Source organism: Enterobacter cloacae complex sp. 342H5 (assembly GCF_050030905.1).
GTDB lineage: Bacteria > Pseudomonadota > Gammaproteobacteria > Enterobacterales > Enterobacteriaceae > Enterobacter > Enterobacter intestinihominis.
In genome coordinates, this window is sequence record NZ_JBLGVB010000001.1 from 3,267,266 (window position 1) to 3,290,053 (window position 22,788).

Below are 22,788 nucleotides of genomic sequence, written 5' to 3' on the forward strand. Positions count from 1 at the left end.
AGGCGCAGCCGCCACCCGGCATAACTACAGCTTAAGAATATCTTTCACAAACGGAATGGTCAGCTTGCGCTGGGCGGTGATGGAGGCGCGATCGAGCTGATCGAGCGTATCAAAGAGCGTGCGCATCTCCCGATCCAGACGCTTGAGCAGGAAGCGGCCTACGTCTTCCGGCAGTTCAAATCCGCGCAGTCTGGCGCGCAACTGAAGTGCCTGGAGTTTGTCTTCATCCGACAGCGGTTGCAGCTTGTAGATTTGCCCCCAGTCCAGACGAGACGCCAGATCCGGCAGCCCCAGATTGAGCTGACGCGGCGGACGATCGCCGGTGATCAGCAGCCGGGTTTTGCCCGACTCCAGAATGCGGTTGTAGAGGTTAAAGATCGCCATTTCCCACGGCTCGTCTCCCGCCACGCATTCAATATTATCGATGCAGACCAGGGAGAGATGTTCCATGCCCTCCAGCACTTCAGGCACAAACCAGGTGCGTTTATCCAGCGGCACATAGCCTACCGCGTCACCGCGCGCCGAAAGTTCCGCACAGGCGGCATGCAGCAGGTGGCTGCGTCCCGCGCCTTCGCGTGACCAGATATAGATGTATCCGCTGTGTTCCTGGCGCAGCACGTTTTGCAGTGCAGCCAGTAAAGAGGGGTTATCACCCGGCCAGAAACTCGCGAAAGTTTCGTCGTCAGGGAGATAAAGTGGCAGAGAGAGCTGTGCCGGTCCGTTCAGAAATACCTCAACCAGAGATCTTACATAAAATCGGAATGGAGTTTAACACGGAACCAGCAAGGAGAGAACCGGGCGGATCGTCCGCCCGGTTAAAGGATCAATGTGGTGCTTTTTCGCTATCGTCAGCGTCCAGGATTTCTTCTTCCGGACGAATGACCGAGATCAGCTTGAAAATCAGGCTCAGGCCCACGCCGACGATGGTCGCCAGCGCCATACCCTTCAGCTCTGCCGCGCCGATGTGCACCTTCGCGCCGCTCACGCCGATGATCAGGATAACGGAGGTCAGGATCAGGTTCTGCGCCTTGCTGTAATCCACTTTGGATTCAATCAGCACGCGAATACCGGACGCACCGATCACCCCGTACAGCAGCAGGGAAACGCCGCCCATCACCGGAACCGGGATAATCTGGATCGCCGCCGCCAGTTTGCCGACGCAGGAGAGCAGAATAGCGATGATCGCCGCGCCGCCGATAACCCAGGTGCTGTAGACGCGGGTGATCGCCATTACGCCGATGTTCTCCCCGTAAGTCGTGTTTGGCGTGGAGCCGAAGAAACCGGAGATGATGGTGGAGAAACCGTTGGCAAACATGGAGCGATGCAGGCCCGGGTCGCGGATCAGGTCACGCTTCACGATGTTCGCCGTCACCACCAGGTGGCCAACGTGCTCAGCAATCACCACCAGTGCAGCAGGCAGAATGGTGAAGATAGCAAACCATTCGAAGCGTGGGGTGTAGAAGGTCGGCAGCGCGAACCAGTGTGCCTCGGCAATCGGTGTGGTATCCACAACGCCCATCACGAAGGAGAGCGCGTAACCCGCCAGCACGCCGATCAGGATCGGGATAATCGCCATAAAGCCGCGGAACAGGACGGAACCGAAAACCGTCACGCCCAGCGTCACCAGCGAAATAATAATGGTTTTAGAATCCGGTGACTGACCGTCCGCAGGCAGCAGCCCAGCCATGTTCGCCGCGACACCCGCCAGTTCCAGGCCGATGACGGCAACGATTGCCCCCATTGCCGCAGGCGGGAACATCACGTCCAGCCAGCCGGTACCCGCTTTCTTCACAATGAAGGAGACCAGGCAGAACAGCACGCCGCACATGATAAAGCCGCCCAGCGCGACCTCGTAACCCAGCGGCAGCAACAGCAGTACCGGGGAGATAAACGCGAAGCTCGACCCGAGATAGGCCGGGATTTTGCCTTTACAGATGAAGAGGTAAAGCAGCGTACCGATGCCGTTAAACAGCAGCACGGTAGCCGGGTTAATGTGAAACAGGATTGGCACCAGCACGGTTGCGCCAAACATGGCGAACAGGTGCTGCAAACTAAGCGGGATTGTCTGTAAAAGCGGCGGTCTTTCACTCACCCCGATAGCACGGCGCGTCATAGTGTTTTCCTCTGAGTGTCATTGTTGGTTTTTATTCAAAAAAAAGCCGACTCTCAAAGTCGGCTTCTTTATCGTTATTCGATTATTTAGTCCCAAAAATCTTATCGCCGGCATCGCCGAGCCCCGGGATGATGTACCCGTGCTCGTTCAGTCCCTGGTCGACAGACGCGGTATAGAGTTCAACGTCCGGGTGCGCTTTTTCCAGCGCCGCGATACCTTCCGGCGCCGCGACCAGCACCAGCACTTTGATGCTGCTGCAGCCTGCTTGTTTCAGCAGGTCAATGGTGGCGATCATCGAACCACCGGTCGCCAGCATCGGGTCAACTACCAGCGCCATACGCTCATCAATGTTAGAGACCAGCTTCTGGAAGTATGGGACCGGCTCAAGCGTCTCTTCGTTACGGTAGATACCCACCACGCTGATACGCGCGCTTGGGACGTGCTCCAGCACGCCTTCCATCATGCCCAGACCCGCACGCAGGATTGGCACCACGGTAATTTTTTTACCTTTGATCTGCTCAACCTGTACCGGGCCGTTCCAGCCTTCGATGGTCACTTTTTCCGTTTCCAGATCAGAGGTCGCTTCGTAGGTCAGCAGGCTACCCACTTCAGAAGCCAGTTCGCGAAAACGCTTCGTGCTGATGTCATGCTCACGCATCAGGCCCAACTTGTGTTTAACGAGTGGGTGTTTCACTTCCACAATCTTCATTCTCTTTCTCCTCTGAGGTGGCATCCGCAAAAAAATCGCGGGATTATACCGCTTTTTTTGGATTGCGCCATACCCATGTTGCTTGATGTACATCAATCAAAAACAAAAAAGCCGGAGGCTGGGCTCCGGTTTGGGTGCGGGGTCTTGCCCGGCGGCGCTGCGCTTACGCGGGCCTACGTGTAGTGTAGGTCGGGTAAGCGTTAGCGCCACCCGACAATTACAGGTTATCGCCGTTGCTCGCAATCACCTGCTTATACCAGTCGAACGATTTCTTCTTGCTGCGGTTCAGCGTGCCGTTACCTTCGTTATCTTTATCGACAAAGATAAAACCGTAGCGTTTCTTCATCTCGCCAGTACCGGCAGAGACCAGGTCGATACAGCCCCACGGGGTATAGCCCATCAGATCCACGCCGTCTTCCACCACCGCTTTTTTCATCTCGCGGATGTGGGCGGAAAGGTAGTCGATGCGGTACTGGTCGTTCACCGTGCCGTCGCTCTCCAGCACGTCGATCGCGCCAAAGCCGTTTTCCACAATAAACAGCGGCAGCTGATAGTGATCCCAGAACCAGTTCAGAGAGTAGCGCAGCCCGACAGGATCGATCTGCCAGCCCCAGTCCGATTTCTGCACGTACGGGTTAGAAACCAGGCTCTTGCTCTCGTCATAATCCAGCGTCGGATTATCCGCCGTCGCTTTGGTGGCGAACGACATGTAGTAGCTGAACCCGATGTAATCCACGCAGCCTTGCGTCAGCGCCACTTTATCTTCTTCGGTGATATCCAGCGCGAAGCCGCGACGTTCAAAGTAGTTGAGCAGATGCTGCGGATACTTGCCGCGCACGTGAACGTCGGTGAACCAGTAGCGGCGATGCATGGCGTTCATCGCCATCATCATGTCGTCCGGGGCACAGGTCAGCGGATAGATGGGGCACATGGCAATCATGCAGCCGATGTGCAGTGATGGGTTGATCTTGCGCCCCGCTTTCACCGCCAGGGCGCTGGCCACCAGCTCATAGTGCGCCGCCTGGAACATCACCGGTTCGCGATCTTCTCCCGGCGCATATTTCAGCCCGGAGTTGGTAAACGGCGCAAAGTCTTCATGAAAGTTGGCCTGGTTATTGATCTCGTTAAAGGTCATCCAGTACTTCACTTTATGCTGATAGCGCTCAAAAACGACCTTCGCGAAGCGGACAAAGAAGTCGATCAGCTTACGGTTACGCCAGCCGCCGTATTCCGTTACCAGGTGGAAAGGCATCTCGAAGTGGGAAAGCGTGATCACCGGCTCGATGCCGTGCTTCAGGCACTCGTCGAAAAGATCGTCATAGAATTTGAGTCCCGCTTCGTTCGGCTCCAGCTCGTCGCCTTTCGGGAAGATACGCGTCCAGGCAATGGAGGTGCGGAAGCATTTGAACCCCATCTCGGCAAAGAGTTTGATGTCTTCTTTATAGCGGTGGTAAAAGTCGATGGCTTCGTGGTTTGGGTAATTTTTCCCCTCCAGCACGCCGTTGGTGATTTCACGCGGTACCCCGTGGGCGCCTGCCGTCATGACATCGGCAACGCTCACGCCCTTGCCGCCCTCTTTCCAGCCGCCTTCAAGCTGGTGCGCCGCAACGGCCCCACCCCACAGAAAACCTGCTTTAAATCCTGACATTCGCTTTCCCTCATTCTGCGTTATTTTCTGCAAAAACAGTTACAGAAACCGGTTTCATTTTGATGATGTGCAAAGGGGATAGCCGTTGCAAGCAGATCGCCGAAACCGGTTTCATTTTCGTGAACAGAGTCAAGTTTGTTGCCCTGGACAGTCCGCACAGAAAAAAAGATCCCCGCGCCGAGAATAGTCTCGCAAACGTTTGCCTGGACTGTTAGAATTGCGCCGATTTTTCTTACTAGCTATGCAATCGCGTGGGGATTTAAGCCGTGACCAACAAAACTTCTCTCAGCTACAAAGATGCCGGTGTTGATATTGACGCAGGTAATGCGCTGGTTGACCGAATCAAAGGTGTGGTGAAAAAAACCCGCCGCCCGGAAGTGATGGGTGGCCTGGGTGGATTCGGCGCACTGTGCGCGCTGCCGCAAAAATATCGTGAACCTGTGCTGGTCTCGGGTACGGATGGTGTCGGTACAAAACTGCGCCTGGCGATGGATCTTAAGCGTCACGATACGATTGGTATTGATCTGGTGGCGATGTGCGTCAACGACCTGGTGGTACAGGGCGCTGAGCCGCTGTTCTTCCTGGATTACTACGCGACCGGCAAGCTGGATGTGGATACCGCAGCCAGCGTCATTAACGGTATCGCCGAAGGCTGTCTGCAATCCGGCTGTGCGCTGGTCGGCGGTGAAACCGCTGAAATGCCAGGCATGTATCACGGTGAAGATTATGACGTCGCAGGCTTCTGCGTCGGCGTGGTAGAAAAATCAGAAATTATCGACGGCAGCAAAGTGGCTGACGGCGATGTGCTGGTTGCGCTGGCCTCCAGCGGTCCGCACTCCAACGGCTACTCTCTGGTGCGTAAGATCCTCGAAGTGAGCGGTTGCGACCCGCTGACCACCGAGCTGGACGGCAAACCGCTGGCCGATCACCTGCTGGCCCCGACCCGCATCTACGTGAAAAACGTGCTGGAGCTGATTGAGAACGTTGACGTGCACGCCATCGCTCACCTTACCGGCGGCGGCTTCTGGGAAAACATTCCGCGCGTGCTGCCGGACAATACCCAGGCGGTGATCGACGCCTCCTCATGGCAGTGGCCGCCCGTCTTCAACTGGCTGCAATCCGCAGGCAACGTGAGCGAGCATGAAATGTACCGCACCTTTAACTGCGGCGTGGGCATGGTTATCGCCCTGCCCGCCAGCGAAGCGGATAAAGCGGTTAAGCTGCTGACAGAAAAAGGTGAAAACGCGTGGAAAATCGGTACGATTAAAGCTTCCGATTCCGAACAGCGTGTGGTCATTGAATGAAAAACATCGTGGTGCTCATTTCCGGCAACGGAAGCAATTTGCAGGCAATCATAGACGCCTGCAAACAGAAGAAAATCAATGGCACCATTCGGGCAGTATTCAGCAACAAGGCCGATGCGTTCGGCCTTGAGCGCGCGCGGGAAGCGAACATTCCTGCGCACGCGCTGGAAGCCAGCCAGTTCGCCGGGCGTGAAGCCTTTGACCGTGAGCTGGTGCAGGAGATTGACGCCTACGCGCCTGACGTGGTGGTGCTGGCGGGCTACATGCGTATCCTGAGCCCGGCCTTCGTCGCGCATTACAACGGACGTTTGCTGAATATTCACCCTTCTCTTCTGCCGAAATATCCTGGCCTGCATACCCATCGTCAGGTGCTGGAGAACGGCGATGAGGAGCATGGTACCTCCGTGCATTTCGTTACCGACGAGCTGGACGGCGGTCCGGTCATTTTGCAGGCAAAAGTACCGGTCTTTGACGGTGACAACGAAGACGACGTGACGGAACGTGTACAGGCTCAGGAACACGCCATTTATCCGCTGGTGGTAAGCTGGTTTGTTGACGGCCGTCTTGAGATGCGCGACGGTGCCGCCTGGCTGGACGGCGTGAAGTTGCCCCCGCAGGGTCATGCGGCTGAAGAGTAGTATGTTCTGTCGGGTGGCGCTGCGCTTACCCGACCTACATATTGCATTACCCGATATTCCCTTCTCCAACCCCCTAAAATCCCCAACAAAAAAAATAACTGTCATACTTTTCTGGCACTGTTGGACATATCGTGGAAATGCTCGCCATAATAAGGACGAGACGGATTTACCACGTCCTGTGATTGAACTGGAGTGTGAGCTGTAATGGGTCAGGAAAAGTTATATATCGAGAAAGAGCTAAGCTGGTTAGCATTCAACGAACGTGTACTTCAGGAAGCGGCCGATAAAAGTAACCCGCTGATTGAGCGTATGCGTTTTTTAGGCATCTATTCCAACAATCTGGATGAGTTCTACAAGGTTCGCTTCGCCGAACTGAAACGCCGAATCATCATCAGCGAAGAACAGGGCTTAAACTCCCACTCGCGGCATCTGCTTGGAAAAATCCAGTCTCGCGTCATGAAAGCCGATCAGGAATTTGATGGCCTCTATAACGAGCTGCTGCTGGAAATGGCACGCAACCAAATCTTCCTGATCAACGAACGCCAGCTCTCCGCGAATCAGCAAAACTGGCTGCGCCACTATTTCAAACACTATCTGCGCCAGCATATCACCCCGATTCTGATCAACCGTGAAACCGATCTGGTGCAGTTCCTGAAAGATGATTACACCTATCTGGCGGTAGAAATCATTCGTGGTGAGACCATTAACTACGCGCTGCTGGAAATACCGTCTGATAAAGTCCCGCGCTTTGTAAATCTGCCGCCGGAAACCCCGCGCCGACGTAAGCCGATGATCCTGCTGGATAACATTCTGCGCTATTGTCTGGACGATATCTTCAAAGGTTTCTTCGATTACGACGCGCTCAACGCCTACTCAATGAAGATGACCCGTGATGCCGAGTACGATCTGGTGCATGAGATGGAGGCCAGCCTGATGGAGCTGATGTCTTCCAGCCTCAAGCAGCGCCTGACGGCAGAGCCGGTGCGTTTTGTCTATCAGCGCGATATGCCGGACGCGATGGTGGAGATGCTGCGCGATAAGCTGACCATCTCCCGCTACGACTCCATAATCCCCGGTGGGCGTTACCACAACTTTAAAGATTTCATTGGCTTCCCGAACGTCGGCAAAGCCAATCTGGTAAACAAACCGTTGCCGCGCCTGCGCCATATCTGGTTCGATAAATTCCGCAACGGGTTCGATGCCATCCGCGAGCGGGATGTGCTGCTCTACTATCCGTATCACACCTTTGAACACGTGCTGGAATTGCTGCGTCAGGCCTCGTTCGATCCGAACGTGCTGGCGATTAAAATCAACATTTATCGCGTGGCGAAAGATTCCCGCATCATCGATGCGATGATCCACGCAGCGCACAACGGCAAGAAAGTGACCGTGGTGGTTGAGCTCCAGGCTCGCTTCGACGAAGAGGCCAACATCCACTGGGCGCGCCGACTGACGGAAGCGGGCGTGCACGTCATCTTCTCCGCGCCGGGGCTGAAAATTCACGCCAAGTTGTTCCTGATCTCCCGTAAAGAGGGCGACGACGTGGTGCGCTACGCCCATATCGGTACCGGGAACTTTAACGAGAAAACCGCGCGTATTTACACCGACTATTCGCTGCTGACTGCCGATGCCCGCATCACCAACGAAGTGCGTCGGGTGTTCAACTTCATTGAGAACCCGTACCGCCCGGTGAGCTTCGATTATCTGCTGGTGTCACCGCAGAACTCACGGCGCCTGCTGTACGATATGATCGACAAAGAGATTGCCAATGCGCAGAACGGCTTGTCGTCCGGCATCACGCTGAAGCTCAACAATCTGGTGGACAAAGGCCTGGTGGATCGCCTGTATGCGGCCTCCAGCTCCGGCGTTCCGGTAAATCTGCTCATTCGCGGCATGTGCTCGCTCATTCCGGAACTGGAAGGCATCAGCGACAACATCCGCGTGATCAGCATTGTGGATCGCTATCTTGAACACGATCGCGTCTATATTTTCGATAACGCCGGTGATAAGCGCGTATACCTCTCGTCCGCCGACTGGATGACGCGTAATATTGATTACCGTATTGAAGTGGCGGCACCGCTGCTGGATCCTCGCCTGAAGCAGCGTATCCTGGACATTATCGAGATCCTGTTCAGCGATACGGTGAAAGCACGTTATATCGACAAAGAACTCAGTAATCGCTATGTACCGCGCGGCAATCGCCGTAAAGTGCGGTCGCAGCTGGCGATTTACGATTACATCAAATCACTTGAGCAACCCGATTAACCTATGCCAATAAACGATAATACCCCACGCCCGCAGGAGTTCGCTGCGGTCGATCTTGGCTCAAACAGTTTCCATATGGTCATCGCCCGCGAGGTGGATGGCGCGATGCAGATCATCGGTCGTCTGAAGCAGCGCGTGCATCTGGCCGATGGGCTCGACGCGCGTAACATGCTGAGCGAAGAGGCAATGGAGCGCGGGCTTAACTGCCTGTCGCTGTTCGCAGAACGTCTGCAAGGCTTTTCGCCGTCCAGCGTTTGCATCGTCGGGACGCATACGCTACGCCAGGCGCTGAACGCGCCGGAATTTCTTAAGCGCGCGGAAAAGGTTATCCCCTACCCGATTGAGATCATCTCTGGTAACGAAGAAGCGCGCCTGATTTTTATGGGCGTGGAGCATACGCAGCCGGAAAAAGGCCGCAAGCTGGTGATTGATATCGGCGGAGGCTCAACCGAACTGGTGATTGGCGAAGATTTCGAGCCGCGTCTGGTTGAAAGCCGCCGTATGGGCTGCGTCAGCTTCGCGCAAATGTATTTTCCGGGCGGCGTCATCACCCGCGAAAACTTCCAGCGCGCGCGCATGGCCGCCGTGCAAAAACTGGAAAATCTGGCCTGGCAGTATCGTATTCAGGGCTGGAACGTGGCGCTGGGCGCATCGGGGTCGATTAAAGCGGCCCATGAAGTGCTGCTGGCGATGGGTGAAAAGGACGGGTTTATTACGCCTGAGCGCCTGGTGAAACTCACCGAAGAGGTGCTTAAGCACAAGAGCTTCGACGCCCTGAGTCTGCCGGGCTTGTCCGACGAGCGTAAAGCGGTGTTCGTACCGGGGCTGGCGATCCTCTGCGGCGTGTTTGACGCGCTGGCGATCAAAGAGCTGCGCCTCTCTGACGGCGCCCTGCGCGAAGGTGTGCTGTATGAGATGGAAGGCCGTTTCCGTCATCAGGATATTCGCAGCCGCACCGCGCAGAGCCTTGCCAACCAGTACAATATCGACCGCGAACAGGCGAAACGGGTGCTGGAAACCACGGTTCAGATGTACGAGCAGTGGGAGGAGCAGAATCCAAAGCTGGCGCATCCGCAGCTGGCCGCGCTGTTAAAATGGGCCGCGATGCTGCATGAGGTGGGGCTGAACATAAACCACAGCGGAATGCATCGCCATTCAGCCTATATTCTGCAAAATAGCGATCTGCCTGGCTTCAACCAGGAGCAGCAAACCATGATGGCGACGCTGGTGCGCTATCACCGCAAAGCCATCAAGCTCGACGATCTGCCGCGCTTTACGCTATTTAAGAAAAAGCAGTTCCTGCCACTCATTCAGCTTCTGCGCCTGGGCGTGCTGCTCAATAATCAGCGGCAGGCGACCACCACACCGCCGACACTGAAGCTTAAAACGGATGACTATCACTGGACGCTGAGCTTCCCGCACGACTGGTTTAGCCAGAACGCGCTGGTGCTGCTGGATCTGGAAAAAGAGCAGCAGTACTGGGAAGCGGTCACCGGCTGGCTGTTGAAGATTGAAGAAGAGAGTTCTGAGGCGGCAGCGTAACGGCTAAGGCGCTCTCCTGAGAAGGCTGTGTTTCGAGCAACGTATCAAGCTCAACTGGCAACCCAATTAAGTAGCCCTGCACATAATCGATACCTAGCGCGTGCACCGCGCTACGTATCTCTTCTGTTTCCACACATTCTGCCACCACCAGCATTTTCTTCATCCGGGCCAGATGGCAAATGGATGCCACGATCTGGTAATCCAGGCTGTTGCTGACAATATTGCGAATAAAGCCGCCGTCGATTTTGAGAATGTCGGCGTCCACGCTTTTTAACCGCGCATAGCTGGCGTAGCCGGTGCCAAAATCATCAATGGCGATCCGTATTCCCATTTTTTGCAATTGCCTGAGGGTGGATGCCGCCAGATCCGCATGACCAAAGGCGCTACTTTCGGTCACTTCAAAGATCAGCTGCCATGCTTCAACGGCATATCTGGCTAACAGGCGGCTCACTTCAAGCGGGAACTGCGCCCGGTAGACGGTAGAAGGTGCGAGGTTGATGGCAAAGCGCTGGCCCGGCAAACGCTGGCGGTGCTGTGCCAGGAAACTCAACGTACGCTCCAGTACCCATAAATCGACACGCGACGATAAACCAAACTCCTGTGCTATGGGCAGGAACTGCTCGGGAAAGATCAGCGCCCCGTTATCATCACGCATGCGCAGCAGCACTTCGTGGTAATGATCGCCGCGCAGGCCGCGAACGGGCTGAACTAACAGGCTAAAAGCGTTCTGCTCCAGCGCTGTCTGCAAACGGCTCATCATCGCCACCTTATCTTTCAGGCTACGCTGCAAGTGAACAGCCCCGCGCTGCTGAAGATTTTCCGGGTGATTCGTTGAGAGGGAAAGGTCAGCCACGATGCCCAGTTCCCCCAGCACCAGATAGAGGTGATTGACGGGTGAGCGTACATAGCAGTAGCTCACGCCAACCTGAGGCTGCACCGGCATACCATCCCAGATAAAAACAAACTGCTTAATATGCTCGTCCAGCGTCTCAATGCGCTGTTGATGCGACTCCGCCTCCAGACGCACCGCCATGTCATATCCGGTGAGGTGATAGACTTGCTCTTTTGGCTGAAGGGTGCCATTTATCCATTGCGCCAGCTGCTGTTTATACTGGATCCGTAGCAGTACGCCGTAATTGCGTCCCAGTACCTCCAGCTCGGGCACGCGCAGTAAACAGAGCGCTGACCACGGATGACTGGCCAGCTCGCGCGACAGCGCCCGCAGGTTGGGCATATGCACCACCGGATCGAGAAAAGCCTGACTGCGGGAGCGAATATTGATGGTCCGCTGGCGTGTCGCCAGCATCGACATGTACGTCACAACGAAGGAAAAGACCAGATAGCTGGATGAGGTGATCGCCAGCTGAATGCCATAACCCCCCTGCACCGGAATGTAGTGATAAAAAAAGTGAATCGACACCAGCAGGACCGGCGTCCAGATGATTGACATCAGCTTGTAGCCAAAGCGCATCGCCCCCCAGAGCATCACGGGCATCAGCAGTGACAAAGTGTAGTTGGTGCTGAAAATGGAACTGTTTTCATTCATGGGCAGCAGCAGCATAGCCAGCAACCCTCCCAGAGCTAAAAACCACACCACAAACTCAACGGCCGTCACCTTTTTGTCTATTTGCGTGCGGAGCTGGGACATCAGTCCCTTGAAATAGCGCGGATGACGTATCAGGCGGATCAGCAGGTAGCTTAGCGGCACACCCGTCAGCCCGCTCACCAGCAGCCCCTGATAGTTAATAAGGGTCCGAATATTGAGGGGATTCAATCCTGCAAGGCTCTGGCGGCTCTCATAGACCCCGAGATAAACCGCAAACTGAAATAGCACCAGAAAAAGCGTTGCCGGGCAAAACACCTGCCAGAAGATACGTTGCCCCATCAGGCGTATGTCACCGTAAGCGGTCATATTGCGTCGGGGCGCAAACACGCGGTAACCGCCCCAGCTGAGCACCAGGGGGACAATAAAATGCAAAATGCCGGTCACGGTTTCAAACAACCCAACGGACGGGTAATAACGTAAAAACAGCGACACTACCACTCCGGGAAGGGCTTCCAGGCCAAAGAACAACATCAGCGTCAGCAGAAAGGAGAGCGGGAGATAATAGAGCGCAACGATACCGTCGCCCAGCTGCGTTAAGGTATTAGCCACACTAAGCACCGGGAGTAACACGACGGGTAATATAAGAGGAAGTGCCCACCAGCGGTCTTTATTTTGCTTCAGGATGTGGTGAATATTCATAGATGCTCGTTTACAACCCTTGCGATCCAGAGGGTAAATGAAGACAGGCATCCAACCTGACGTACACGATGCCCGGAAAATTCCTGGCAAGCACAGTGGAGGTGGGATTTTAAATATCAACGACGAGATGCCGTTGACCTAAATCAAATTAATTTATCTGAATAAACATTTCTTACGTTTTATTTGAATATTTTTCCTGTAATTATCAATGCGATAAATAAAAGCGTTGTTTTTAATAACATAAATTAATGTAAGCATTGACGGTATTTTACATTTCGCTGAATTGACCCCGACTTGCGGCTGTGCCTTAATAGCCGTATCGCCCAAAAGGGTATACTCAGGAAAAGAAAGTGAGTCAGGCTACGCGTATGCGAAAACGACATCGATTTAACACCCGGATGACCCGCATCATACTGCTCATCAGTTTCCTGTTTTTCTTTGGCCGCTTTGTTTATTCCTCCATTGGCGCCTGGTATCACCATCAGGACAAAATTCAGTCGCAGCAATCAGGCCTCGTAGTGGATTCGCCCGAGCGCTAAAGCGTGTTCGCTCCAGGCAGACAAACTGTATCGCACTGTATCCCGAGCGCTACGCTGACAAACCGGTACAAAACGCCCGCAAAAGCAAACATCCCCGATACATAAAAATGGTCTTCTGTGTCCCTCGCCATAATAAACTGATGAGGAGAGACACCGATGATTCGTCGATATTTCCTGCTTCCTGTATTTGCGCTGACGTCCTTTGCTGGCGCACTGGCCGCACCGTTGGATGGCCTGAGCGCCGCTGATGTTAATGGCCCGGCCGCCGTAGCGCCGCAGGAAAAACCCCAGCCGCCAGCAAAACTGATCGTCGACCCACCGCTGGCGGGACCGCTGAGTAAAGGTGCGGTCTTTATTCAGTACCGCGTCGAAAACCTGCGCATTGAACCTGTATTTGGACCCGACGCGCTGAAAGTCACTCCGCGTATCGGCCATATTCACGTAGTGGTGGATGACGCGCCCTGGCACTGGGCTGATACCAGCGGCGAGCCGGTGATCCTGGTCGGGCTGCCCGCCGGGAAACACAAGGTAACCATCATCGTTGCCGACCCGACGCATAAGCCCATCGACCATAAAACCGTTGAATTCACCGTACCGCCCCACGCGGCGGTTCATCACTTTTAAGGAGCCTGTTATGAAAGCATTGTCTGTATTAACAGCGGCGCTGCTGGCGGTTTCCACCAGCGCGCTGGCAGAGACGAAAGCCAGCGTGGTGCTGGTGCACGGGGCGTTTGCCGACGGGAGCAGCTGGAATAAGGTGATCACCCGGCTGCAAAAACACCATACCGAGGTCATTGCGGTACAACTTCCGCTCACGTCTCTGAAAGATGATGTCGCCGCCACGCAGCGTGCTATTGCCCGGGCTCATGGGGATGTGGTGCTGGTCGGTCACTCCTGGGGCGGGACGGTAATCAGCGAGGCGGGAAACAATGCCCGCTGAAGTCACTGGTTTACGTTGCCGCTTTTGCGCCGGATTCCGGCCAGTCGACGGCAGAACTGGCAAATAGCTTCCCTGATCCGCCAGGGAGCGCCAGCCTCGCTAAAACGGCAGAGGGGTATTTACATCTGCCGACAAAAGCGGTCAGCGAGAATTTTGCCCCTGACGTGAAAGACGTTGAGCGCAGCGTGATTGCCGCGACGCAGAGCCCCATTAAGGCCAATGCGTTTGGGGAGAAAGTCGCGCATGCCGCCTGGCATGACAAACCGAGCTGGTATGTGGTCAGCAAAAATGACCGGATGATCAATCCTGAGCTTGAGCGCGCAATGGCGAAGAAAATCAACGCCAACACCACGGAGGTTGCGGCAAGCCATGTATCGATGGTCAGCCAGCCGGACGTTGTTACCCGTACGATTGAACAGGCGTTATCGGGTCAACAGTGATAAAAAAAGCCCGCATGATGAACGGTTCGACTTCGGGCCACGCCATCCTACGGGCTTTATGTACTTCCGGCTCCTGTAACGGGGTTATGTGCGGTTTTGTCACAAACGCGCCTTCGCCCTCACTGAACCATCAGAAGCTATACGTCACCTTCAAACTTCCCACAGGAGACGTTTTTCGCTGAACAATGGGGCTATCGCCCGCCTCTCCCGTCAGCTGCGTAACGCCAGCTGCGGCAAGCAGGCTCCAGCGGGAGGTGAGCTTATGGGTCCAGTCCAGGTTCAGCGAATAGGCGTATATGCCCGATCCTGCATCATGTCGGGCAAATCCCGATGCGGCCGACTGGGCGGCGCTGACCCCGTAGTACGTTTGCATGTACTTGCTGGATCCCCAGCTGCCGGTCAGCGCCAGCGTCACCGAGTTTTCAGGAGAGGTGTAGAGCGGGCTGGCAATGCCAAAGTGCACAGCCTCACCGTTGTCTCTTTCCGAAACCGGGACATCAGCCTGCAGCTGCACGTTAAGCCAGTCAGTTATCCTGTACCCCAGCCCCGGCACAACGACGGCCGAGCCTTTGATGTCACCCATCCCCCGCAGGTAGTCGCTGCCGGAGGCGATTGAATCGCTGCTTACGTCGCGATCCTTACGTCCTGCGCGATAGCTCAGCGCAGCGCTGTAATCCAGGTTGCCAACGCGGTTGCCGTAGCCGAGCCCGCGGGTGGTACTGATAAAGAACCCATTTGCCATCGCGTAATCAACCACCTGAGCCGCAGTAACGCGGCTCTTATCCGAACCGGAATAGCGTGGCGCAACATCCACGCCGCCCCCCAGGGTTAAAACGTTGCCCTGGCGCTGCCCGGCCGCCAGCGCCGGGGTAGCCAGTAACGCCAGGACGGCCCCCGACAGGATGCTTTTCACGCTGCGACCGATGAGTGAACGGGGGAACCTGTGACGCAGTTTGCAGTTTCTCATTAAAGAAGCCCTTTTGGATTCAGATGGTTACGATTCAGGCGGTGTTAAACGCCAGCGCGCTCATTCTGAATACCCTCCCTAAGGTTCTTATGAGCCGAAAATGAAGAAACGCTGAAGCACGTGCTGGTTCTGTAAAGTTGAATGATTTCCTGATACCGTTTTTTTCTTAAGCTGTTCTTCATCCACTGCTGATACCGTTACCTTTGTGAAAATTCTACTAATTGAAGACGACCTGGATCTCGGCAACGGCGTACGTTTCGCCCTTGCAGATCAAGGATTTGATGTCATATGGGTACGCCGGAAAGAGGATGCGCTGCATCAGCTTGAGCTCTGCGTGCCGGAGCTTATCCTGCTCGACCTGGGGCTGCCCGATGGCGATGGCATGAGCCTGATGACGCGTCTGCGTCAGCAGCTCCGGGGGATCCCCGTCATTATCCTGACGGCGCGAGGCACGCTGCAGGACCGCCTGTGCGGGCTGGACGCGGGCGCGGACGACTATCTGGTCAAACCTTTTGTTCTCGCCGAGCTGCTGGCACGCGTGAGAGCCCTTGCGCGACGCAGTTACGGTTTTGAAAATGAGGCAATAGAAATTCGCGGTTTGTCGCTTCATATTCCGACGCGTCGCGTAACGGTGAGCGCACGCCACGTTGAGCTGACGGCAAGCGAATATGCGCTGCTTGAAACGTTAATGCTGCGCTCCGATCGCGTGCTTACGCGGCGGTATCTGGAAGAGAGGATATTCGGCACGAAAGAAAATCTCAGCAACGCGCTCGACGTGCATATGGGTAACCTGCGGCGAAAAATTGGCGATGGCTTTGTGCGAACGGTGCGGGGCGTAGGGTACGTCATTGATACCGTACCGGTTCAGAAGGCGGCAGGCTAATGCGTAATTTTTGGTACCGCCTCAGGCTCCCTACGCTGGTCAGGCGAATGCTGGTCGCCCAGATGCTGCTGCTTACGTTGCTCTGGTGTTTCTTTTTAACCTTCATTTTGCTGGAGGACCTGCGCAGCCCTCCAATACTCACGGGCAGTGAGACTTACGAAACCCTCTTTTCCCTGGTTGAGAGCATGGAGGATAGGCCGCAGGCGCGTAATGAGGTGCTGGCCGCGTTCAGCAAGGCGCTGCGGGAGGGTTATGGCGGCGGTGAAGATCCGGAGCTCGCTATCAACCTGATCGTTCGCAAGCATAATGAGATTATTTTTTCTTCGCGTGGCGCGCCAACGGAGGTGAAAAATAGCCTCCTGGGGGAAATGCAGCGCGTCCGGACCGGAGACCACACCTGGACGAGCCGCACGCTCAAATCCGCGCGCTCCGACGTTGAAGTCACCCTTTTCACCCCGGCTGGCAGCTGGAATTTCTTTATCTACCTGAACTCGCGCGGCTATTACGTCATGCCGCTGCTGGTATGCATCCCTTTTCTTCTGTTTCCCGCGTGGCTGTCAATCCGCATCGCGATGCGCCCCTGGAACAGGGTAGTGAATGAAATTTCATTGCGCACGCCAGACGATCTCTCTCCCTTAAAAGCCGTTCCCAGGCACAGGGAGCTGCGCCAGACGGTGGACGCGATTAATGACTTTCTCGCCAGGGTGCGGGAAAGCGCCGAAAGGGAAAGGGTGTTTATTGCCGATGCCGCGCACGAGCTGCGTACGCCGCTGGCCGCGATGCGAATCAACGTCGAGGCGCTGCAGTCCTGGGTCATCAGCGAAAGCCAGCAGGAGCTGCTTGCAGGCATTGTTCGCAGCAATAGCCGTGCTGCTCGTCTCGTCAATCAGCTTCTGCTGATGAAGCACAGCGAAGCGCACATCGACACGGTAATGGAGCCTGTGCCGCTGACAACGCTTATTCAGGAGCGAATGGCCGCACTGGAGCCGCTGGCATCGGCACGCGGGATTGAGTTTGAATTCTTCGCCGACGATGAAATCCATGTCGCAGGCATTCGGGAACGTCTGGTGTCGCTGATCGACAATTTAATTGAGAATGCCGTGAAGTACAGCCCTGAGGGTGGACGCATTGAGGTACAACTGCAATCGCGTGATAAGTCCGCTCAGCTGCGCGTCTCAGACGCGGGCCCCGGTATCCCCGTTGAACTGCGGGAGCGCGTGTTCGACAGATTTTTCCGCGATCCTAATCAGACCCAAAGCGGGAGTGGACTGGGGCTTGCCATCGTCAAAGCCGTTACGCAGCAACACAACGGCAGGGTCAATCTGAGTACGTCAGCCGAAGGTGGTCTTATGGTGACCGTTGATTTCCCGAATCCGTCGTTCGCATGAACGTAAACCCGGCGCTACACGTCCTGACATGTGTCAGCGCAGCGTTACTTCACGTATGCCGCAGATTGCTTCAATAAAATTACCGTATTTGTTATATTGTTACTTACTGATTATTCACCTCTGCGGTGCCAAAAAGAACAAGATTCACCGCAACCCAGGACAGAAAAATGTTAGATTACCGCTTCCCGACAGCTTTGCAGATGGTTCTCAGCGTAGCGATGGCGGAGCAATCGGGTGAACGTTCGACGAGTGCAATCCTGGCTTACGGCCTGGAAGCGAATCCGAGCTTTATCCGCAAATTAATGGTTCCTCTCGCCCGCGACGGCATTATCGTCTCCACGCTTGGCCGCAACGGCTCTATTCACCTTGGCCGCCCGGCTGAAGAGATCACCCTGCGTGATATCTACCTTTCCGTCACTGAAGATAAAAAGCTGTGGGCGTCCCGTCCTGACGTCCCGGCCCGCTGTGTGGTCAGCGCCAACGCCTGTTGGTACTTCAAATCAATCGCTGATGAAGCGGAGCAGGCTTCGTTAGCGGTTTTAGCGCTCCATACCGTCGCCAGCGCGCTGGAAGAGGTGAAAAAAGCCGATACCAGCGGGTGCGATCCGGTGCCGGAACTCTGTACACAGCATAAAAAAGCGCCTTAATCCTGACGGATTGCGAAAAAAAAGCCGCCTTCACAGTGAAGGCGGCTTTTTGTTATCTGCTACGTCCTACGCAGGCAACACCTCTCTTTCCGCTTTGCCGCGCGTCACGAACTTACGCAGCGTCACGTAAAAGACCGGCGTCAGGAACAGACCAAACAGCGTCACGCCCAGCATCCCGGAGAAGACGGTGATCCCGGTGACGCCGCGGACTTCTGCCCCTGCCCCGTGACCAAGGATCAGTGGAATGGTCCCGGCAATAAAGGCGATAGAGGTCATTACAATCGGGCGTAAACGCAGGCGGCACGCCTCCAGCGCAGCCTCCATGATGCCTTTGCCCTGAATTTCCAGCTCGCGGGCAAACTCCACGATAAGTATCGCGTTTTTACAGGCCAGCCCCATCAGCACGACCAGCCCCACCTGCACGAAGACGTTGTTATCGCCCCCGGTCAGCCAGACGCCGAACAGCGCGGAGAGCATCGTCATCGGCACGATAAGGATCACCGCCAGCGGCAGCGTCCAGCTTTCATACAGCGCCGCCAGCACCAGGAACGCCAGCAGCACCGCGACCGGGAAGACGATCAGCGCCGTATTGCCCTGGGTGGCCTGCTGGAAACTCAGGTCCGTCCATTCAATATTCATCCCGTTCGGCAGGATCTGCTTAGACATCGCGTCCAGCTGCGTCATCGCCTGCGCGGAAGAGAGCACGCGCGGGTCAGCATCACCAATAAGATCCGCCGCCGGGTAACCATTATAGCGGATCACCGGGTCCGGCCCGTAGGTGGTCGTGATTTTCACCATACTGCCAATCGGCACCATTTCGCCCTGGTCATTGCGTGTGCGTAAATTCGCGATATCTTCCACGCTGTCGCGGAACTGCCCGTCGGCCTGTGCCATTACGCGCCAGGTCCGTCCAAACTGGTTAAAGTCGTTTACATATGACGAGCCCAGATAGGTTTGCAGCGTGCCGAAAAGATCGGTAAGCGATACGCCCTGCGCTTTCGCTTTATCACGGTCAACCTGCACATCCAGCTGCGGAACGTTAGCCTGGTAGGTTGAGATGGGGAAATGCATCCCCGGCGTCTGCATAATCGCCCCGGACATGGTGTTCACCGCGTTTTGCAGCGCGCCATAGCCCAGACCAGCACGGTCCTGAATGTACAGCGAATAACCGGACCCTTGACCCAGCCCTAAAATCGGCGGCGGCAGAATCGAGAAGCCAAAGCCCTGCTGGATTTGAGCGATTTTCGCATTGATCTCCGCGTTAATTTCCGCCGCAGTATGTTTACGCTGGTCGAACGGCTTCAGGCCAAAGAAGACCGTCCCGGTGTTCGGCGTATTGGTGAACTGGAGCGCGTTCAGGCCAGGAAACGCGACCGCATAATCCACGCCTTCGGTATTCATCCCGATTTCGCTCATTTTGCGGATCACCGCATCGGTACGCGCCAGCGACGAGCCTTCCGGCATTTTCACGCCGCCGATCAGGTACAGCTTATCCTGCGTCGGAATAAACCCGCCGGGTACGACTTTAAACATCACACCCGCGGCACAAAGCAGCAGCAAATAAACCGCAAACACTGCACCGCGTCGGCCAAGCGTTTTCCCTACCAGTCCCTGATAGCCGGTCGAGCTGCGATGGAAAAAGCGGTTAAACGGACGGAAAATCCAGCCGAACAGACGATCGATAAGCCGGGTCGGGAAATCTTTCGGGGCACCATGCGGCTTCAACAGCAGCGCGGCCAGCGCCGGAGAAAGCGTCAGCGAGTTGATCGCGGAGATCACCGTGGAAATGGCTATCGTTACCGCAAACTGTTTGTAGAACTGGCCGGTCACGCCAGAGAGGAACGCCATCGGCACAAACACTGCACACAGCACCAGCGCAATGGCGATAATCGGCCCGGACACTTCACGCATCGCCTGATGCGCCGCCGCAAGCGGGGCGAGCCCCTCTTCGATATTTCGCTCGACGTTCTCCACCACCACGATGGCATCATCCACCACGATACCGATGGCCAGCACCAGCCCGAACAGGCTCAGGGTATTCAGCGAGAAGCCCAGCAGGTAAAGAATGCTGAAGGTACCCACCACCGATACCGGCACCGCGATCAGCGGGATGATCGACGCGCGCCAGGTTTGCAGGAACAGGATCACCACCAGCACGACCAGCACCACCGCTTCCAGCAGCGTTTGTACAACCGCACGGATCGAGTCGCGCACAAATACCGTTGGGTCGTAAGGTGCCGCCCACTTCATATCGTCCGGGAATCGCGTGGACAGTTCGTCCATTTTGGCGCGCACCGCGTTAGACAGATCGATGGCGTTTGCCCCCGGCGACTGGAAGATACCAATCCCGACCGCGTCTTTATTGTTCAGCTGGGAGCGCAGCGCATAGCTGCCGGAACCCATCTCGATACGCGCCACGTCGCGCAGGCGGACGACCGTGCCGTCCTGCGTTGTTTTCAGGACAATATTGCCAAACTCTTCTTCGGTATGCAGACGGCCCTGGGCGTTAATGGAGATCAGGAAATCGCTCTCTTTCGGCAGCGGCTCGGCGCCAAGCTGCCCGGCGGAGACCTGTACGTTTTGCTCCTGCATCGCCGTCACCACGTCCGAGGCCGTCAGTCCGCGCGCCGCCACCTTGTTTGGATCCAGCCAGACGCGCATCGCGTATTCACCCGAGCCGAAAATCTGGATCTGACCCACGCCGGGCAGACGCGCCAGCTCGTCCTTCACCTTCAGCGTGGCGTAGTTACGCATATACAGTGAATCGTACTTACCGCCAGGCGAAAAGAGATGCACCACCAGCGTCAGCGTTGGCGACTGTTTCTGAGTCGTGATGCCCAGACGCCGAACGTCTTCCGGCAGACGCGCCTCGGCCTGTGCAACGCGGTTTTGCACCTGTACCTGCGCCTGATCCGGGTCGGTACCCGGATGGAAGGTGACGGTAGTCACCAGCACGCCATCGGAGCCCGCGACGGATTTCATGTACATCATGTTTTCAACGCCGTTGATCGCCTCTTCCAGCGGCGTCGCCACGGTTTCGGCAATCACTTTCGGGTTGGCGCCCGGGTACTCGGCGCGCACCTGCACGCTTGGCGGCACGACATCAGGATATTCGCTCACCGGCAGCAGCGGGATGGCGATTAATCCTGTGATAAAAATCAGAATCGACAGTACGGCGGCAAAAATCGGCCTGTCGATGAAAAAACGGGAAAAGTCCATGGATTGGATTCTCAGGTAAGGGATCAGTTGAGGGCGGCGCTGGCGGTCATGGCAACGGTTTTCGCGTTAACCGGCATACCCGGCATAAACACTTTTTGTAAACCATCGACGATGACTTTATCCCCGGGTTTCAGCCCCTGCTGTACGATACGTAAACCGTCGGCCAGACGCCCCGGCGTAATATCGCGGCGCTGCGCTTTCCCGTCTTTATCAACGACATAAACATACTTACGATCCTGATCGGTCAGCACCGCCTTATCGTCAACAAGCGTGGCTTTAAATTCCGCACTGCCCGGCAGGCGCACGCGTGCGAAGAGTCCCGGCGTGAACTGACGCTGTGAGTTATCCAGCAGCGCACGCATGCGGATTGTACCGGTACTCGGCGTGAGCTGGTTATCCAGGAAATCCACTTTGCCCTGATGGGGATAGCCCTCCTCACCCGTCAGACCAATCTCCACCGGCAGCGCCGTGTGGTGACTGGACGCCCCCTGCCCGCTGCGGGCCAGGTTCTGATAGTGAAGATAGGTGGACTCGTCCACGTCGAAGTAGACGTAAACCGTCTTCTGTGAGACCAGGGTGGTGAGCACGCTGGCGCTGTCACCCGCAGTCACCAGGTTACCGCTGGTGATCAGCGCCCGGCTGGCGCGACCGTCGATAGGCGCGGTCACTTTGGTGAAGTCGAGGTTGAGCTGCGCGGCATCAACCTCCGCCTGCGCCGCGCGAATATCGGCCTGCGCCTGGGTAGCGGCGGAACGGCGCTGCTCCCACTCTTCACGGGATACCACGTTGGTATTGACTAATTTATCGGTACGGTTAGCCTCGCTTCGCGCCAGGCTGGCCTGCGTTTTGGCTCTCGCCAGGTTCGCCTGCGCCTGTTCCAGCGCCGCGCGATAGGTTCGGTCATCAATCGTGAACAGCACCTCGCCCTTTTTCACCTCCTGGCCGTCGGTGTAATTCACTTTATCAATGTAGCCGGAGACGCGTGGGCGCAGCTGAACGCTTTCCACCGCTTCAATGCGACCGTTAAAGCTGTCCCACTGGCTAATGGATTTCACCACCACGTCAGCTGCGCTGACGACGGGCGCTTGCGGTGCGGCATTTTGCGCGACGCTGTCATCGCACCCGACGAGAAGCGCGGAGAGTAAAACCACCCCCGTCGCGCTCAGATGAAAGTAACCCCAGGTTTTTTGCAGGCTCATTATTTTTATTCCGGTTATTGTAGCCGCCGGGCAAGACGCAGCGGGAGGCGCCGCGCCACTTCCTTTGTCCGGTCTGGCTTAAGGCCATTTGTGTCGTTCATC

17 protein-coding genes and 1 pseudogene are annotated in these 22,788 nt (G+C 56.1%); 10 read left to right on the forward strand and 8 right to left on the reverse strand.

All coding sequences use genetic code 11. The annotated features are described in order from the left end of the window. Positions 1 to 24 precede the first annotated feature (24 nt). The 4 genes from ACQG03_RS15570 to ACQG03_RS15585 form a co-directional block, all read right to left on the reverse strand. The gene (locus ACQG03_RS15570) at positions 25 to 726 is read right to left on the reverse strand and encodes a DnaA inactivator Hda (protein WP_211482948.1); all 702 of its coding nucleotides are present in this window, start codon (positions 724 to 726) and stop codon (positions 25 to 27) included. Positions 727 to 823: 97 nt separating this feature from the next. After that, positions 824 to 2,113: a uracil permease gene (uraA, locus tag ACQG03_RS15575; RefSeq protein WP_022648978.1), complete on the reverse strand. Its 1,290-nt coding sequence runs from the start codon at positions 2,111 to 2,113 to the stop codon at positions 824 to 826. An 82-nt stretch (positions 2,114 to 2,195) separates the two neighbouring features. Further along, entirely contained in the window at positions 2,196 to 2,822 is a 627-nt protein-coding gene (gene upp / locus ACQG03_RS15580; protein ID WP_022648979.1) for a uracil phosphoribosyltransferase, read from the reverse strand. A gap of 217 nt (positions 2,823 to 3,039) precedes the next feature. Then, positions 3,040 to 4,470, reverse strand: a complete 1,431-nt coding sequence (locus ACQG03_RS15585) for a 6-phospho-beta-glucosidase (protein WP_023306686.1) — start codon at positions 4,468 to 4,470, stop codon at positions 3,040 to 3,042. A 266-nt stretch (positions 4,471 to 4,736) separates the two neighbouring features. Between ACQG03_RS15585 and purM the strand changes: the two genes are divergently transcribed. The 4 genes from purM (at position 4,737) to ppx (ending at position 10,219) form a co-directional block, all read left to right on the forward strand. Next, entirely contained in the window at positions 4,737 to 5,774 is a 1,038-nt protein-coding gene (gene purM, locus ACQG03_RS15590; RefSeq protein WP_032623797.1) for a phosphoribosylformylglycinamidine cyclo-ligase, read from the forward strand. Next, complete coding sequence (gene purN, locus ACQG03_RS15595) at positions 5,771 to 6,412, forward strand: phosphoribosylglycinamide formyltransferase (RefSeq protein ID WP_023300681.1); 642 nt, start codon at positions 5,771 to 5,773, stop codon at positions 6,410 to 6,412. The genes purM and purN overlap by 4 nt, the downstream gene beginning before the upstream one ends. Before the next feature lie 204 nt (positions 6,413 to 6,616). Next, the gene (ppk1, locus tag ACQG03_RS15600; RefSeq protein WP_006811494.1) at positions 6,617 to 8,677 is read left to right on the forward strand and encodes a polyphosphate kinase 1; all 2,061 of its coding nucleotides are present in this window, start codon (positions 6,617 to 6,619) and stop codon (positions 8,675 to 8,677) included. A gap of 3 nt (positions 8,678 to 8,680) precedes the next feature. Continuing rightward, complete coding sequence (gene ppx, locus ACQG03_RS15605) at positions 8,681 to 10,219, forward strand: exopolyphosphatase (RefSeq protein ID WP_003860570.1); 1,539 nt, start codon at positions 8,681 to 8,683, stop codon at positions 10,217 to 10,219. Here ppx and ACQG03_RS15610 read toward each other — a convergent pair. Continuing rightward, a complete protein-coding gene (locus tag ACQG03_RS15610; RefSeq protein WP_051979833.1) occupies positions 10,167 to 12,464 on the reverse strand; it encodes an EAL domain-containing protein in 2,298 nt (765 codons plus the stop codon). The two genes, ppx and ACQG03_RS15610, sit on opposite strands and share 53 nt — an antisense overlap. A 368-nt stretch (positions 12,465 to 12,832) precedes the next feature. Between ACQG03_RS15610 and ACQG03_RS15615 the strand changes: the two genes are divergently transcribed. The 3 genes and pseudogenes from ACQG03_RS15615 (at position 12,833) to ACQG03_RS15625 (ending at position 14,383) form a co-directional block, all read left to right on the forward strand. Beyond that, on the forward strand, positions 12,833 to 13,003 hold the full coding sequence (locus ACQG03_RS15615; RefSeq protein ID WP_017383512.1) for a YfgG family protein: 171 nt from the start codon (positions 12,833 to 12,835) through the stop codon (positions 13,001 to 13,003). Positions 13,004 to 13,159: 156 nt separating this feature from the next. Continuing rightward, the gene (locus ACQG03_RS15620) at positions 13,160 to 13,627 is read left to right on the forward strand and encodes a DUF6130 family protein (RefSeq protein ID WP_003860582.1); all 468 of its coding nucleotides are present in this window, start codon (positions 13,160 to 13,162) and stop codon (positions 13,625 to 13,627) included. 10 nt (positions 13,628 to 13,637) lie between these two features. Then, positions 13,638 to 14,383: pseudogene (locus ACQG03_RS15625) on the forward strand (alpha/beta fold hydrolase). 130 nt (positions 14,384 to 14,513) lie between these two features. On the opposite strand, the gene ACQG03_RS15630 reads toward ACQG03_RS15625, so the two are convergent. Continuing rightward, positions 14,514 to 15,350: a MipA/OmpV family protein gene (locus ACQG03_RS15630; protein WP_063146747.1), complete on the reverse strand. Its 837-nt coding sequence runs from the start codon at positions 15,348 to 15,350 to the stop codon at positions 14,514 to 14,516. A gap of 205 nt (positions 15,351 to 15,555) precedes the next feature. On the opposite strand from ACQG03_RS15630, the gene ACQG03_RS15635 reads away from it, so the two are divergent. From ACQG03_RS15635 to ACQG03_RS15645, 3 genes are all read left to right on the forward strand, one after another. Continuing rightward, positions 15,556 to 16,233 carry a response regulator gene (locus ACQG03_RS15635; protein ID WP_426726136.1) on the forward strand — a complete coding sequence of 226 codons (678 nt, stop codon included), beginning with the start codon at positions 15,556 to 15,558 and terminating at the stop codon, positions 16,231 to 16,233. Further along, positions 16,233 to 17,621, forward strand: coding sequence for a sensor histidine kinase (locus ACQG03_RS15640; protein WP_063163658.1), 1,389 nt, complete (start codon positions 16,233 to 16,235; stop codon positions 17,619 to 17,621). The genes ACQG03_RS15635 and ACQG03_RS15640 overlap by 1 nt, the downstream gene beginning before the upstream one ends. Before the next feature lie 167 nt (positions 17,622 to 17,788). After that, positions 17,789 to 18,268 (forward strand): RrF2 family transcriptional regulator, encoded by a 480-nt coding sequence (locus tag ACQG03_RS15645; RefSeq protein ID WP_063163659.1) that lies wholly within the window; start codon positions 17,789 to 17,791, stop codon positions 18,266 to 18,268. A 66-nt stretch (positions 18,269 to 18,334) separates the two neighbouring features. On the opposite strand, the gene oqxB is transcribed toward ACQG03_RS15645, so the two are convergent. Both oqxB and ACQG03_RS15655 read right to left on the reverse strand, forming a co-directional pair. Beyond that, the gene (oqxB, locus tag ACQG03_RS15650; RefSeq protein WP_063163660.1) at positions 18,335 to 21,487 is read right to left on the reverse strand and encodes a multidrug efflux RND transporter permease subunit OqxB; all 3,153 of its coding nucleotides are present in this window, start codon (positions 21,485 to 21,487) and stop codon (positions 18,335 to 18,337) included. A 23-nt stretch (positions 21,488 to 21,510) separates the two neighbouring features. Further along, positions 21,511 to 22,686, reverse strand: a complete 1,176-nt coding sequence (locus tag ACQG03_RS15655; protein ID WP_063163661.1) for an efflux RND transporter periplasmic adaptor subunit — start codon at positions 22,684 to 22,686, stop codon at positions 21,511 to 21,513. Positions 22,687 to 22,788: the final 102 nt, after the last annotated feature.

Excerpts from the sequence above, each read along its gene's own strand:
- uraA (WP_022648978.1), bottom strand. The coding sequence starts at position 2,113 with ATGACGCGCCGTGCTATCGGGGTGAGTGAAAGACCGCCGCTTTTACAG.
- upp (WP_022648979.1), bottom strand. The coding sequence starts at position 2,822 with ATGAAGATTGTGGAAGTGAAACACCCACTCGTTAAACACAAGTTGGGC.
- ACQG03_RS15585 (WP_023306686.1), bottom strand. The coding sequence starts at position 4,470 with ATGTCAGGATTTAAAGCAGGTTTTCTGTGGGGTGGGGCCGTTGCGGCG.
- purN (WP_023300681.1), top strand. The coding sequence starts at position 5,771 with ATGAAAAACATCGTGGTGCTCATTTCCGGCAACGGAAGCAATTTGCAG.
- ppk1 (WP_006811494.1), top strand. The coding sequence starts at position 6,617 with ATGGGTCAGGAAAAGTTATATATCGAGAAAGAGCTAAGCTGGTTAGCA.
- ppx (WP_003860570.1), top strand. The coding sequence starts at position 8,681 with ATGCCAATAAACGATAATACCCCACGCCCGCAGGAGTTCGCTGCGGTC.
- ACQG03_RS15610 (WP_051979833.1), bottom strand. The coding sequence starts at position 12,464 with ATGAATATTCACCACATCCTGAAGCAAAATAAAGACCGCTGGTGGGCA.
- ACQG03_RS15615 (WP_017383512.1), top strand. The coding sequence starts at position 12,833 with ATGCGAAAACGACATCGATTTAACACCCGGATGACCCGCATCATACTG.
- ACQG03_RS15620 (WP_003860582.1), top strand. The coding sequence starts at position 13,160 with ATGATTCGTCGATATTTCCTGCTTCCTGTATTTGCGCTGACGTCCTTT.
- ACQG03_RS15630 (WP_063146747.1), bottom strand. The coding sequence starts at position 15,350 with ATGAGAAACTGCAAACTGCGTCACAGGTTCCCCCGTTCACTCATCGGT.
- ACQG03_RS15640 (WP_063163658.1), top strand. The coding sequence starts at position 16,233 with ATGCGTAATTTTTGGTACCGCCTCAGGCTCCCTACGCTGGTCAGGCGA.
- ACQG03_RS15645 (WP_063163659.1), top strand. The coding sequence starts at position 17,789 with ATGTTAGATTACCGCTTCCCGACAGCTTTGCAGATGGTTCTCAGCGTA.
- oqxB (WP_063163660.1), bottom strand. The coding sequence starts at position 21,487 with ATGGACTTTTCCCGTTTTTTCATCGACAGGCCGATTTTTGCCGCCGTA.
- ACQG03_RS15655 (WP_063163661.1), bottom strand. The coding sequence starts at position 22,686 with ATGAGCCTGCAAAAAACCTGGGGTTACTTTCATCTGAGCGCGACGGGG.